Source organism: Saccharopolyspora antimicrobica, from assembly GCF_003635025.1.
Lineage (GTDB): Bacteria > Actinomycetota > Actinomycetes > Mycobacteriales > Pseudonocardiaceae > Saccharopolyspora > Saccharopolyspora antimicrobica.
This window is the reverse complement of record NZ_RBXX01000002.1, coordinates 550131-563298: the sequence shown is the minus strand read 5'-3', so window position 1 is coordinate 563298 and position 13168 is coordinate 550131. Positions and strand designations below refer to the sequence as shown.

Here is a 13168-nt window from a genome sequence, read left to right as displayed (position 1 = left end):
GACGACGTGCGCACTTCTCAGGGACCCGAGTTCATCAAGGGTCACGGCACCCAGAACGACTTCGTCATCCTGCCCGACCCGGACGGCGCGCTGGAACTGACCGACGAACGCGTGCGGGCGCTGTGCGATCGCCGCCGCGGTCTCGGTGCGGACGGCGTGCTGCGGGTGGTCCGCGCCGGTGCGCTGCCGGACGCCCCCGCCGACGTCCCGGCGGACGTGTGGTTCATGGACTACCGCAACGCGGACGGTTCGATCGCCGAGATGTGCGGCAACGGCGTGCGCGTGTTCGCCCGCTACCTCGCCGACGCCGGGCTGGTCACCGCAGGCGAGCTGCCGGTGGGCACCCGCGCGGGCGTGCGTCCGGTCCGGATCCGCGAGGACGGGCAGGTGACCGTCGACATGGGTGCGGCGAAGATCTTCGGGGAGTCCACCACCAGCGCTTCGGGCCGCACCTTCAGCGGAGTCGCCGTCGACGTCGGCAACCCGCACCTGGCCTGCGTGAGCGATGCCGAGCTCGAAGACCTCGACTTGGAGACCCGGCCGCCGCACGACCCCGACCTGTTCCCGAACGGCGCGAACGTCGAGTTCGTCCGCCCGCTGGACGGCGACCACGTGCAGATGCGCGTGTACGAGCGCGGCGTCGGGGAGACCCGCTCCTGCGGGACCGGCACGGTCGCCGCGGCGGTGGCGGCGCTGCGCGCGGCCGGTGCGGACACCGGGCGCCGAGTGGTGCACGTCCCAGGCGGCATCGTCGAGGTGGAGGTCACGCCGACGACCGCCACGCTCACCGGACCCGCCGTCCTGGTCGCCCGCGGGCACCTCGACCCGGACTGGTGGCAGAACGCGTAGGGCCGTTGGTGCCCTTCGCACGGGCGCAAACGGGTCACCGCGAGTTCGAGGCGTGAAAATGGGTCGCGACCCGTGGGACAATGGCCTCGATATGAAAAATTCTTTGACCCGATCCGCCGAGCTCGACCACGACGTGGTCGAAGCCGACGAATACGAACCCATTCCCTCCGTCGAGCCGTCCACGGGTGAGATGGAGCTCGCCGAGCGCGCGTCGCTGCGGCGGATCGCGGGGTTGTCCACCGAGCTCGCGGACATCACCGAGGTCGAATACCGCCAGCTCCGCCTGGAACGGGTGGTGCTGGTCGGCGTCTGGACCGACGGCGATGCCGCGCACGCCGATGCCTCGCTGACCGAGCTGGCCCGCCTGGCCGAGACCGCTGGTTCGGAGGTGCTGGAGGGTCTCATCCAGCGCCGCGACAAGCCGGATCCCGGTACCTACATCGGCTCCGGCAAGGTGCTCGAACTCCGCGACATCGTCGTCTCGACCGGTGCCGACACCGTGATCTGCGACGGTGAGCTCTCGCCCGGCCAGCTGCGCCAGCTGGAGGAGAAGCTCAAGGTCAAGGTGGTCGACCGGACCGCGTTGATCCTGGACATCTTCGCCCAGCACGCCCGCTCCAAGGAGGGCAAGGCGCAGGTGGAGCTGGCCCAGCTGCAGTACTTCCTGCCGCGCCTGCGCGGTTGGGGCGAGACGATGTCCCGGCAGGCCGGTGGCCGCGCCGGGGCCAACGGCGGCGTCGGCACCCGAGGTCCTGGTGAGACCAAGCTGGAGACCGACCGGCGGCGCATCCACAAGCGCATCAGCAAGCTGCGCAAGGACCTGGCCGCGATGCGCACGGTGCGCGGCACCAAGCGCGGGCGCCGGGAGGCCAACGAGGTGCCGGGCGTGGCCATCGCCGGTTACACCAACGCGGGCAAGTCCAGCCTGCTCAACGCGTTGACCGGCGCCGGTGTGCTGGTGGAGGACGCGCTGTTCGCCACCCTGGACCCCACCACGCGGCGGTCCACCACCCCGGACGGGCGGCCCTACACGCTGACCGACACGGTCGGTTTCGTGCGCCACCTGCCGCACCAGCTGGTCGAGGCGTTCCGCTCCACGCTGGAGGAGGTCAGCGGCGCGGATCTGCTGGTGCACGTCGTGGACGGCTCCGAGGCCGCACCGCACGACCAGGTCGCGGCGGTGCGCGAGGTGCTCAACGAGATCGGTGATGAGCACGAGTCGGGGATGCCGCCGGAACTGCTGGTGGTGAACAAGATCGACTCGGTGGACGAGACGCGCATCGCCGAGCTGCGCCGGCTGATGCCGGACGCGGTCTTCGTCTCCGCGCACAGCGGTGTGGGCGTGGCCGAGCTGCGCGAGGTCATCGCCGACCGGCTGCCCCGCCCGGACGTCTTCGTCGACGCACTGGTGCCCTACACCCGCGGCGAGCTCGTCGCGCGCGTTCACTCCGAGGGCGAGGTCGTCGACGAGGAGCACACCGCGGACGGCACCCGCCTGCAGGCCAAGGTCCGACCCGACCTGGCCAGCGCGCTGGAGCCGTTCACCGGGAAGGAGTGAGCGCTGTCGGTGCGGTTGCCGCCGCACTGCTGCTGGTGACGCCCGGTGCCGCCGCGGCGGCACCAGCAGCCGCGCCACAACCGGTCGAGCAGTGCCGGATCCAGGACGAACGCCTGGACGAGCTCTCGGGCTTGGCTTCCGATGGCCGGGCCTGGTACGCCGTCAACGACGGTGGCCGCTCGCTGCGCGTCCACGTCCTGGATCCGGCCGACTGCTCGGTCCGCGACGTCCGCACGGAGTCGAACGATCCGTACGACGTGGAAGATCTCGCGCTGGGCCGCGACGGATCCCTCTGGCTGGCCGACATCGGCGACAACCGTCGCCGCCGCGACACGATCGCGCTGCACGTGTTGTCGCCGGGCGGTGATCTCACCCTGCACCGGCTGGCCTACCCGGACGGCGCGCACGACGCGGAAGCGCTGCTGCTCGACCGGGCGGGCGTGCCCTTCATCGTCACCAAGGAACCACTGGGCAGGGCTGGTGTCTACCGGCCCGCCGAACCGCTGGACGCCGAGCGGACCGTACCGCTGGAGCGAGTCGGCTCGGTGACGGTGCGCGCGACCAAGACACCGGGCGGCCCGCTCTCCGGGAGCTTCGGCTCGACGCTGGTGACCGGAGGTTCGGTCAGCCACGACGGCACGGCCATCGCGCTCCGCACCTACACCGATGTCTACCTGTACAGCGCACCGGACGGTGACGTGGCAGCCGCGCTCCAGCGGGAACCGCTGCACATCCCGCTGCCGAACGAGCCGCAGGGCGAAGCGATCGCCTGGGAGCCCGACGGCACCCTGCTGTCCGCGTCCGAAGGCCACGAACCCGTCCGCCGCATCCCGGGAGCGGCGGGACTGCTGGCCGAAAGCACCACAGCACCGGCCGAGGACGCCGAACAGCCCTCGAAGCCCGTCGACGGGACCGAGCCCGCCAGCGGGACCGGCACGTCGACCGGCCAGGCACTGCTGTTCGCCGCCGTGCTGGCCGGGCTGATCGTCTTCCTCGCGGGCCGACTGCGCCGCAACCGCTGACCGGGCTTCCCCGAACCCGGTACCAGGGCTGCTCGGCGCCGCGGGAAGATCCGTTGCCGCGGACGGCCCGCGTCAGAGCCGGCGCAGGACCGCGACCACCTTGCCGAGGATCGCCGCGTCATCGCCCAGGATCGGCTCGTAGGCGGTGTTGTGCGGCATCAGCCAGACGTGCTCGTCGGTGCGCTTGAAGGTCTTCACCGTCGCTTCGCCGTCGATCATCGCGGCCACCACGTCGCCGTTCTCGGCGTCCGGCTGCTGGCGCACCGCGACCCAGTCACCGTCGGTGATGGCCAGGTCCACCATCGAATCGCCGACGACCTTGAGCAGGAACAGCGTCCCGTCGCCGACGATCTCCTTCGGCAGCGGGAAGACGTCCTCGATCGACTCCTCGGCCAGGATCGGTCCGCCGGCCGCGATGCGGCCCACCACCGGCACGTAGGCGGGCTTGACCTGACCGGATTCCTCCAGCTCCGGTTCGCCGCCGACCAGCACGCCCACGGTGCGCGGCCGGTGCGGGTCCCGGCGCAGGTAGCCCTTCCGCTCCAGCACGCGGAGCTGGTAGGCGACCGAGGAGGTCGAGGTGAGCCCGACGGCGTCCCCGATCTCGCGGACGCTCGGCGGATAGCCGTGCTCGCGCATCCACTTGCGGATGGCCTCCAGCACCCGGAGCTGCCGATCGCTGAGTTCCTCGGTCCCGCGGGCCTGTTCGGGCAGGGTGTGCACGTCGGCCTGGGAATCCTTGACGTCGTGTACCCGGCCCTTGATCGAGCCGGTCGCATTGCTCGCCACCGCTGCCTCCTGTCCGTCTGAACTGCGGTGCTGATCACGGGGGCCGTTCGGTCCGCCCGGTTTCCACAGTAGACGCGCAAAACGCGGAGATCAAACACCTGTTCGAGTTAATTTTCGCCCCGGGTATCGCGTTACGGCGCACTCCTGGTACACAATCGCACGCAGGTTCGATCGAACATCTATTCGATCATGGTTCGCGGTGCGGGAGGCGGCATGACCACGTTCATCGATGCGGCGGGGCGGACGCGCCAGGCCGAGCGGCGGTCGGCCGCCCGGCGGCGGGTGGATGATCCGGCCGAGGTGGTCCGGCCTCGCGACGGCGAGAAACGGCTGGTCGGCGAGGGTGCGGCGCAGCCCGCGGCTGCCCGCGTCCGAGCACGCCGGAGTGGCGAATGGCTTTGGCTGACCTCGGTGGCGATCTTCACTTTCCTCATTGTCATGCTGGTGGGGTTGTTCGGCGTCCGCGACGCGCCGATGACCGGCGGTACGGCGCTGGTTGAGGTGCGACCGGGTGACACTCTGTGGGGAATCGCCGACCGGGTGGCGCCGAACAGCGACCCGCGAGAGGTAGTGACCCGGATCGCGGAGCTCAACGGTCTCGACGCCGCGTCCGTCCCGACGGGGCGCCTGCTGCTGGTCCCGGTGCCCGGCTGACCCGTCGTCCGGCGGGGCGGTCCGGATCACCCCGGGCTCGGCGACCTGGGGGTTTCCGCGGGGGGTCGGGCACACCGTTCCGAAGCCCCTCCCGGGTTTGCGCCGCGATGGGGCGCGGTTTAGAGTCGACCACAACATCTAGTAGTTACGTCCGTGTATTTAGTCCACAGGTTGGGCTTGTAAGGTGTTCGCGCACCCACGGAGCGTGAGTGGTCGTCGACTGCCGCGGAGCGGGTGGCGGCGAACTGGGGAAGGGGGTGAGTGCCGGTGCGGTGCCCATTCTGTCGCGGGGAGGACTCCAGGGTCGTCGACTCGCGCGAGGTCGAGGAAGGCCAGGCGATCCGGCGCAGGCGATCGTGCTCGACGTGCGGTCGGCGCTTCACGACCATCGAGGAGCTGGTGCTGTCGGTGGTCAAGCGCTCCGGCGTCACCGAGCCCTTCAGCCGGGAGAAGGTGGTGCGCGGCGTGCGCCGCGCGTGCCAGGGCCGTCCGGTCGAGGAGGACGCGCTGCAGCAGCTGGCGCACCAGGTGGAGGAGACCGTCCGGTCCCTCGGCGTGGCCGAACTGCCCAGCCACGAGGTCGGCCTGGCGATCCTCGGACCGCTGCGCGAGCTGGACGAGGTCGCCTACCTGCGCTTCGCCAGCGTGTACCGGGCGTACTCCTCGGTGGAGGACTTCGAGAAGGAGATCGCCGACCTGCGCGCGGCGCGCGAAGCCGCGCGGGCCGGTGCGGAGAGCGACCGTGAGTAAGGCCCGTCGGCGTGCGGTTCGCCGCAGCGCCGGAAACGCAAGACGCCAGCCGGCGCCCCGAGCGGGGGAGCAGCTGGAAGGACAGCCACGACCGAACCGGACGGGGAGCCCGGACGGGGCCGACGAAGCACGACGAGCGAGTGACAAGGAAGAGGGTCAGGTCATGACAGAGACCGTCGGTAGCCCGGCCGGCGCAGCGGGGGAGCCGGAAGCAGGTGCTCGCGAGGGCATCCGGGTGCAGCGCGTCTACACCACCGAGGGGGTGCACCCGTACGACGAGGTCAAGTGGGAGCGCCGTGATGTGGTGATGACCAACTGGCGGGACGGGTCGGTCAACTTCGAGCAGCGCGGCGTCGAGTTCCCCGACTTCTGGTCGCTGAACGCGGTCAACATCGTCACCAGCAAGTACTTCCGCGGTGCGGTGGGCACCGACGAGCGGGAGAGCAGCCTCCGGCAGCTCATCGACCGGGTCGTCAAGACCTACGTCGCCGCCGGCGTCGAGCACGGCTACTTCGCCACCGACGCGGACGCGGAGATCTTCGAGCACGAGCTGACCTGGATGCTGATGCACCAGGTGTTCAGCTTCAACTCGCCGGTGTGGTTCAACGTCGGGACTAGCTCGCGCCAGCAGGTCTCGGCATGCTTCATCCTGTCCGTCGACGACACGATGGAGTCGATCCTCGACTGGTACAAGGAAGAGGGCCTGATCTTCAAGGGCGGTTCCGGCGCCGGGCTGAACCTGTCCCGCATCCGCTCCTCGCGCGAGCTGCTGTCCTCGGGCGGCACCGCCTCCGGTCCGGTTTCGTTCATGCGCGGTGCGGACGCCTCGGCGGGCACCATCAAGTCCGGTGGCGCGACCCGCCGTGCGGCGAAGATGGTCGTGCTGGACGTCGACCACCCGGACATCGAGGAGTTCATCGAGACCAAGGCGCGCGAGGAGCACAAGATCCGCGCGCTGCGCGACGCCGGTTTCGACATGGACCTCGGCGGTGCCGACTCCAACTCGGTGCAGTACCAGAACGCGAACAACTCGGTGCGCGTCTCCGACGAGTTCATGCGTGCGGTGGAGAGCGACGGCAAGTTCGGGCTGCGCGCCCGCATGACCGGTGAGGTGCTGGAGTCGGTCCAGGCCCGCGACCTGTTCCGCAAGATGGCGCACGCCGCCTGGGAGTGCGCCGACCCGGGCATCCAGTACGACGACACGATCAACGACTGGCACACCTCGCCGGAGACCGGTCGGATCACCGCGTCCAACCCGTGCTCGGAGTACATGCACCTGGACAACTCCAGCTGCAACCTGGCCTCGCTGAACCTGATGAAGTTCCTGCGCGACGACCTGACCTTCGACGCGGAGCTGTTCGAGAAGGCCGTCGAGTTCGTCATCACCGCGATGGACATCTCGATCTCCTTCGCGGACTTCCCGACCGAGTCCATCGGCATCACCACCCGCAAGTTCCGCCAGCTGGGCATCGGCTACGCGAACCTGGGTGCGCTGCTGATGGCCACCGGTCACGCCTACGACTCGGACGGCGGCCGGGCCCTGGCGGCGGCGATCACCTCGCTGATGACCGGTACCGCCTACAAGCGGTCGGCCGAGCTGGCCGGTGTGGTCGGCCCGTACGAGGGCTACGCCCGCAACGCCGAGGCGCACCAGCGCGTGATGCGCAAGCACGCGGCGGCCAACGACCTGGTCCGCACCTACCACCGCAACGACGCCACCGTGCACAAGCTGGCGACGAAGGTGTGGCAGGACGGCCTGGAGATCGGTGCCCGCAACGGCTGGCGCAACGCGCAGGCGTCGGTGCTGGCCCCGACCGGGACCATCGGCCTGATGATGGACTGCGACACCACCGGCATCGAGCCGGACCTGGCGCTGGTCAAGTTCAAGAAGCTGGTCGGCGGCGGCTCCATGCAGATCGTCAACCAGACGGTGCCGCGGGCGCTGCAGGCGCTGGGCTACCAGGACGAGCAGATCGAGGCGGTCGTCGAGTACATCGCCGAGCACGGCCACGTGGTCGACGCTCCGGGGCTGCGCCCGGAGCACTACGAGGTCTTCGACTGCGCGATGGGCGAGCGTTCGATCGCCCCGATGGGCCACGTGCGGATGATGGCCGCGGTGCAGCCGTTCATCTCGGGTGCCATCTCCAAGACGGTGAACATGCCGGAGGCGGCGACCGTCGAAGAGGTCGAGCAGCTCTACTTCGAGGGCTGGAAGCTGGGCCTGAAGGCGCTGGCGATCTACCGCGACAACTGCAAGGTGGGTCAGCCGCTGTCCGCGGGCAAGGGCGGCAAGGCCGAGAAGGAGAAGGAGGTCGAGAAGCAGATCGAGTACCGCCCGGTCCGCAAGCGGCTTCCGAAGAAGCGGCCGAGCCAGACGGTCTCGTTCACCGTGGGCGGTGCCGAGGGCTACCTGCACGCCGGTTCGTACCCGGACGACGGCTTGGGCGAGATCTTCGTCAAGCTCGGCAAGCAGGGTTCGACGCTGGCCGGCGTCATGGACGCCTTCTCGATGTCGATCTCGGTGGGTCTGCAGTACGGCATCCCGCTGGAGTTCTACGTCTCCAAGTTCCAGAACCTGCGGTTCGAGCCGGCCGGGATGACCGATGACCCGGACGTCCGGATGGCCAGCAGCGTGCTGGACTACCTGTTCCGCCGCCTGGCGCTGGACTACCTGCCCTACGAGAAGCGCGCCCAGCTGGGCATCTTCACCGTCGATGAGCGGGAGGCGCAGGTCAACGGTACCGAGGTGGCCCCGGCCGAGCAGCCGAGCGAGGTCCACCTGGACACGCTGCGCTCCACTGTGGACTACTCGAAGGCGGAGAAGTCCGAGGACGCGCCGCGCGCGGGCAGCTCGACCGAGCTGCTGGAGCTCCGCCTGGGCAAGGCGGCGGACGCCCCGCTGTGCATGACCTGCGGGACGAAGATGCGCCCGTCGGGCTCGTGCTACCTCTGCGAGGGCTGCGGCTCCACCTCCGGCTGCAGCTGAAGATGAGCACTGGCGGAATGTGAAATAGCTGCTCAGGTGGGGTGCTGTCGATCTCGGCGGTGCCCCACCGGCAGGCCTTGCTGAGACATCGTGTTGCATCCGCTACAACACGCGCACAGCCGGTGGGACTGATGTTTCACCTGCTGCCCCGTGGGGCGAGTAACCGAGCTCTGGACCGGGCGTGCCGGTTTGCCCGATCAGGACAGGTTGAACGCCTCGGCGACTGCGAGGCTGTCCTCGTACATGTGGTGCCGGGTGATCAGACCTCCCTCAACGGCGAGATTCAGCGCGAACGTCATGACGAAACGCTTGCCGGTCGACTTGACCACCTGCGAGCTCGTGCCGATCAGTACGGCGTCGACCCCGTCGACCACGATGTGGTCGATCGACACGTGGCTCTCGGCTGGTAGACAGTGCTCGCTGAACGTGTGGAAGTGGTCGGCGACGTCGGCGCGGCTCGACCGAGGCCGGATCCAGGGCACGGTCGGGTGGTTCACGACCGGCCAGTTGACTCGCCAGTCGACCTTCGGCGCGTACAGCTCCGCGATGTGCTCGGGGTTTCCCAGTCCGCTTCGGCGCAAGAATTCCTCCACGACCGCCTTGGTTCCTGGCGGGTTCCCCTTGGCCACACCTGCGGTCGGTGCGTCACCGAACTGATAGTCCTGCAGGATCAGCCCGTCTTCGTCCAGCCGAACGAAGACGAACCCGGTCCAGGCGATCTCGCCACCGCGGGTGGGCGCCATGTACGTGGTGAAGCGGATCGCGTCATGGTGTCCGACGGCGTCGCCTGCGGCTCGGAAGACAAACCCGCCCTGCTCGACGACCTGCTTGTGGACCTCGGTGACTCGCGCCTGCAGGGCGGAGCGCCCTCGGTACTCGCCAGCGTCCGTGAACTCCACGCAGTCCTCCGCCCACAGTTCGGCAACGGCCGAGTGGCGCCGATCGGGATCGGGCTCGTTCCACACGGCGACGTAGCGTCCGACGAATTCGTCAACATCGATGTCCATATCCGGGACGCTAGAGCCGGTTCACTGACATCGAGTGTCAGTGGTCTTGGGAGAACTCGGGCGTGCGCGCGAGCTGTCTGATGTCGATTCTCCTGCTGCTGCAGAGTAGGGAACGGACGACCGCACGCGATCTGGCCGCCCCACCTCGGTGTCTCCGAGCGCACCGTCTATCGCGCAGCGGGCTCTGGTCGAAGGTGAGCTAGCTGTGTGAGCGGGGTGTCGGCGATCGCGCCGGCGCCCCACTTCGCAGTTGTGGCAACGCGGCTGTTGCGTTCAGCTCAGCTGTTGCTGCGCGGCGGCCATTCGAATGCGTGCCCTGTCGTCGCGTCGACGTGATCGGGGATCTCGTCGTGGCGGTCGCCCACCGTCGAGGTCCCGCTGGGCTCGAACATGAGGATTGCAGCGCCGCTGGGAGCGGAGGGTTTGTGCTCCGTGCCCCGCGGAACCGCGAAGACCGCGCCCTTGGGGAGCTGGACCGTGCGCTCTCCCGTCGGCTCGCGCAAGGAGATGTGCAGTTCCCCGTCGATCACGAGGAAGAACTCGTCGGTGTCGTCGTGGGCGTGCCAGAGGTGCTCGCCCTCCACTTTCGCGATGCGCACGTCGTAGTCGTTGACCTGCGTGACGATGCGGGGACTCCACAGTGCGTCGAACGAGGCCAGAGCCTCGTTGAGGGCGACGGGCTGGTTGTTCATGACTGAATCCTCGCTGGTCGAGCATGATCGGCGGGAGTGCTAGAAATCGCACATGCCGCAAGATTCCTCGCGCATGGCCGCTACGACGGGCCCGGAGCGCGTCGTCGTGATCGTGGACGAGAATTCGAATCCCTTCGAGCTCGGCTGCGCGACCGAGGTCTTCGGTCTGCGCAGGCCTGAGATCGGCCGAGATCTGTACGACTTCCGCCTCTGCTCCCCCGAACCGCGAACGCTGATGCGCGACGGCTTCTTCACGCTCACCGGTGTCGCCGACCTGGAAGCGGTGGACTCGGCGGACACCCTGATCGTCCCCAACCGCCCAGACATCGATGTTCCCCGTCGCCCAGCCGTGCTCGACGCCATCCGGCGGGCGCACGCGCGCGGAGCACGACTGGTCGGCTTCTGCAGCGGTGCCTTCACTCTCGCCGAAGCAGGGATCCTCGACGGGCGCCGGGCCACCGCACACTGGCAGTGGGCAGACTCCTTTCGATCCCGGTTCCCCGCCGTCCGGTTCGAAGAAGGTGTCCTGTTCGTGGACGACGGTGACATCCTCACCGCCGCGGGGAGCGCCGCTGCCCTCGACCTCGGGCTGCACATCGTCCGCCGGGACCACGGAGCGGAGATCGCCAATTCCGTCAGCCGAAGGCTGGTCTTCGCCGCGCACCGTGACGGCGGGCAACGGCAGTTCATCGAGCGCCCGGTGCCGAACATCCCGGACGAGTCCCTCGCGCCCCTGCTGGCATGGGCCCAAGAGCGGCTGGACGCACCGCTGACCGTGTCCGACCTGGCGGCGCGCGCCTCCGTCAGCCCGGCGACACTGCACCGCCGCTTCCGGGCTCAGCTGGGAACCACACCACTGGCGTGGCTGACAGGAGAACGGCTTGCCTTGGCATGTCGGCTGATCGAGCAGGGTGAATCCCGCTTCGAGATCGTCGCGCGGTGCAGCGGGCTGGGCACCGTCGCGAACCTGCGCGCCTTGATGCGTCGTGCGACGGGACTCGCCCCATCCCAGTACCGGAAGCGGTTCGGCCAACACGTCGGCTAGAAGATCCGGTGCGGCGGCGGTTGCTGGGAACAGCGCACCCCTTGAGCGAACGAGGCTATTCGCGAGTGCGACTACCGACCGGGTAACGAACTCCGGTCAGCTCCTCCGACATCTGCCAGAGGCGGCAAGCGGTTTCGGCATCGTGCAGGGCTCGATGCCGGTCGTGGACAGCGGGGCCGCCGCGCAGTTCCAGGAATCCGGACGGGGCGATGTAGCTGCCGCCGGGCACGTTCCCGGTCGCGGCGTACAGCGAAGTTCTCGCACCTCCAGCAGTGGGCTGGAAAGCTGCCCGGACGAGCAGCGGCATGACGGTTCGGTAGAGCGCGCCGCGTTCGGCGTTGGAGCCTCCGGTGAGCACGTTGCTGCGGGTGAGCCCAGGGGCGACGGCGATGCTGCGCAGGTGCGGGAACGTCCTCGCTGCGCGGCGGTGCAGTTCTCGGGCGAAGTAGAGGTTTGCGCGTTTGGACTGCACGTAGGCGAACGCGGCCTGATATCCGCGTTCGGCGTTGAGGTTGGTCAGGTCGAAGCGCGCGAAGCGCTGACCTTCGCTGCTGACGGTCACCACCCGTGGTGCGGGTGCGGTGAGCAGTCGGGGGAGCAGCTGGCTGGTGAGGGCGAACGTGCCGAGGTGGTTGATGCCGAACTGCGATTCGAAGCCGTCCGCGGTGCGGGCGAACGGGACCATGGCGACACCGGCGTTGTTGATCAGCAGGTCGATTCTGCGGTGCTCGAAGGATTCGGCGAACTCGGCCACCGACCGCAAGCTGGCGAGGTCGACCTGGTGCAGTTCGATCCGCGCATCCGGAAGTTCGGTTCGCAAGCGTTCGAGCGCGGCTTGGCCGCGAACGGGGTTGCGGCACCCGAGCACGACGTGCGCGCCGCGTCGGGCGAGCTCGCGCGCGGTCACGTAGCCGATACCGCTGTTCGCTCCCGTGACCACGGCCAAGCGTCCGGACTGATCCGGGATGCTGTGGAAGGACCACGTCCGGGAGGGGCTGCGTCGCGTCACGTCTCGATCTCCTCGCCTTCGATAATGCAACTAAAAGTTGCGATAATCTGATCGTGGCACGGAGCAGGAAGCTAACGCAACACGGAGTTGCAATGACCTCTGAATCCCAGCGCGGCCACCGAGTCCGAGCGGTTGGCCGCGGCCCGAAGGTGCGCGCCGTCGTCCACGCCGCAACGCTCGCCGAGCTGATCGAAAAGGGCTACGCCGCGCTCACGGTGGACAACGTCGCGCAGCGGGCAGGGGTGCACAAGACGACCGTCTACCGCCGATGGGCAGACCGGGAGAGCCTCGTCGTGGACGCACTGGCCGAGCACGTCGCCGCCGACATCCCAGTACCCGATACCGGTGCCGTCGACACCGATCTCCGCGAACTCGCGCGCTCGCTCGTGGGCACGATGACGAGCCCCAGCGGTCAGGCGATCCTCGCGGCGATGTTCTCCGACGCTGTGCGCTTGCCGGAGATCGCCGACGCCAGGACGCGCGTGTTCGACGACCGTTTCCGGCGCGCGGAACCGGTGATCACGCGGGCGATCGAGCGCGGCGACCTGCCCGCCGACACAGATCCCGAGGAGGTGCTCAGGGCTCTCGTCGCACCGATCTACTTCCGGCTCTTGATCAGCGCAGAGCCGGTCGACGAGGCAACCGCCGACCACGCGGCAGCTCTCGCGCTCGCCGCCGCACGCGCTGGTGTGCTGCGAAAGAAGTGATCACTCCAGCGTGGTCCCCTGCGGTTGAACAGCTCGGATGTCGCTGGTCGCGCTGTCTTCCGCGAGCCGCGAACCTCCGCTGAGTGCGGGTCATGTCCCG

The 13168-nt window shown here is 68.9% G+C and carries 12 protein-coding genes; 8 read left to right on the top strand and 4 right to left on the bottom strand.

The genetic code is table 11. The annotated features are described in order from the left end of the window. Positions 1 to 6 precede the first annotated feature (6 nt). The 3 genes from dapF (at position 7) to ATL45_RS03190 (ending at position 3429) form a co-directional block, all read left to right on the top strand. Complete coding sequence (dapF, locus tag ATL45_RS03200) at positions 7 to 849, top strand: diaminopimelate epimerase (RefSeq protein WP_093157420.1); 843 nt, start codon at positions 7 to 9, stop codon at positions 847 to 849. Positions 850 to 940: 91 nt separating this feature from the next. Then, positions 941 to 2407, top strand: coding sequence for a GTPase HflX (hflX, locus tag ATL45_RS03195; protein WP_093157422.1), 1467 nt, complete (start codon positions 941 to 943; stop codon positions 2405 to 2407). Then, positions 2404 to 3429, top strand: coding sequence for an NHL repeat-containing protein (locus tag ATL45_RS03190; RefSeq protein WP_246025139.1), 1026 nt, complete (start codon positions 2404 to 2406; stop codon positions 3427 to 3429). The genes hflX and ATL45_RS03190 overlap by 4 nt, the downstream gene beginning before the upstream one ends. A gap of 72 nt (positions 3430 to 3501) precedes the next feature. Here the strand turns inward: ATL45_RS03190 and lexA are convergent, their stop codons facing one another. Further along, the gene (gene lexA, locus ATL45_RS03185) at positions 3502 to 4218 is read right to left on the bottom strand and encodes a transcriptional repressor LexA (RefSeq protein WP_093157424.1); all 717 of its coding nucleotides are present in this window, start codon (positions 4216 to 4218) and stop codon (positions 3502 to 3504) included. A 213-nt stretch (positions 4219 to 4431) separates the two neighbouring features. Between lexA and ATL45_RS39485 the strand changes: the two genes are divergently transcribed. The 3 genes from ATL45_RS39485 to ATL45_RS03170 all read left to right on the top strand — a co-directional run bounded on the left by ATL45_RS39485 (position 4432) and on the right by ATL45_RS03170 (position 8608). Next, the gene (locus ATL45_RS39485) at positions 4432 to 4872 is read left to right on the top strand and encodes a LysM peptidoglycan-binding domain-containing protein (protein WP_246025138.1); all 441 of its coding nucleotides are present in this window, start codon (positions 4432 to 4434) and stop codon (positions 4870 to 4872) included. Between the two features lie 267 nt (positions 4873 to 5139). Next, complete coding sequence (nrdR, locus tag ATL45_RS03175; protein WP_093157570.1) at positions 5140 to 5622, top strand: transcriptional regulator NrdR; 483 nt, start codon at positions 5140 to 5142, stop codon at positions 5620 to 5622. A gap of 163 nt (positions 5623 to 5785) precedes the next feature. Further along, positions 5786 to 8608: a vitamin B12-dependent ribonucleotide reductase gene (locus ATL45_RS03170; RefSeq protein WP_093157425.1), complete on the top strand. Its 2823-nt coding sequence runs from the start codon at positions 5786 to 5788 to the stop codon at positions 8606 to 8608. Positions 8609 to 8805: 197 nt separating this feature from the next. Here ATL45_RS03170 and ATL45_RS03165 read toward each other — a convergent pair whose 3' ends face one another. Both ATL45_RS03165 and ATL45_RS03160 read right to left on the bottom strand, forming a co-directional pair. Beyond that, a complete protein-coding gene (locus ATL45_RS03165) occupies positions 8806 to 9615 on the bottom strand; it encodes a nuclear transport factor 2 family protein (RefSeq protein ID WP_093157427.1) in 810 nt (269 codons plus the stop codon). Between the two features lie 278 nt (positions 9616 to 9893). Then, entirely contained in the window at positions 9894 to 10307 is a 414-nt protein-coding gene (locus ATL45_RS03160) for a cupin domain-containing protein (protein WP_093157428.1), read from the bottom strand. Positions 10308 to 10359: 52 nt separating this feature from the next. Between ATL45_RS03160 and ATL45_RS03155 the strand changes: the two genes are divergently transcribed. Then, positions 10360 to 11352, top strand: a complete 993-nt coding sequence (locus ATL45_RS03155; protein WP_093157430.1) for a GlxA family transcriptional regulator — start codon at positions 10360 to 10362, stop codon at positions 11350 to 11352. A gap of 55 nt (positions 11353 to 11407) precedes the next feature. Here the strand turns inward: ATL45_RS03155 and ATL45_RS03150 are convergent, their stop codons facing one another. Then, positions 11408 to 12361 (bottom strand): oxidoreductase, encoded by a 954-nt coding sequence (locus tag ATL45_RS03150; protein WP_093157431.1) that lies wholly within the window; start codon positions 12359 to 12361, stop codon positions 11408 to 11410. Positions 12362 to 12453: 92 nt separating this feature from the next. Here ATL45_RS03150 and ATL45_RS03145 point away from each other — a divergent pair, with 92 nt between their 5' ends. Then, complete coding sequence (locus tag ATL45_RS03145; RefSeq protein WP_211841169.1) at positions 12454 to 13068, top strand: TetR/AcrR family transcriptional regulator; 615 nt, start codon at positions 12454 to 12456, stop codon at positions 13066 to 13068. Positions 13069 to 13168: the final 100 nt, after the last annotated feature.

Excerpts from the sequence above, each read along its gene's own strand:
- hflX (WP_093157422.1), top strand. The coding sequence starts at position 941 with ATGAAAAATTCTTTGACCCGATCCGCCGAGCTCGACCACGACGTGGTC.
- ATL45_RS39485 (WP_246025138.1), top strand. The coding sequence starts at position 4,432 with ATGACCACGTTCATCGATGCGGCGGGGCGGACGCGCCAGGCCGAGCGG.
- ATL45_RS03170 (WP_093157425.1), top strand. The coding sequence starts at position 5,786 with ATGACAGAGACCGTCGGTAGCCCGGCCGGCGCAGCGGGGGAGCCGGAA.
- ATL45_RS03165 (WP_093157427.1), bottom strand. The coding sequence starts at position 9,615 with ATGGACATCGATGTTGACGAATTCGTCGGACGCTACGTCGCCGTGTGG.
- ATL45_RS03160 (WP_093157428.1), bottom strand. The coding sequence starts at position 10,307 with ATGAACAACCAGCCCGTCGCCCTCAACGAGGCTCTGGCCTCGTTCGAC.
- ATL45_RS03155 (WP_093157430.1), top strand. The coding sequence starts at position 10,360 with ATGCCGCAAGATTCCTCGCGCATGGCCGCTACGACGGGCCCGGAGCGC.
- ATL45_RS03145 (WP_211841169.1), top strand. The coding sequence starts at position 12,454 with ATGACCTCTGAATCCCAGCGCGGCCACCGAGTCCGAGCGGTTGGCCGC.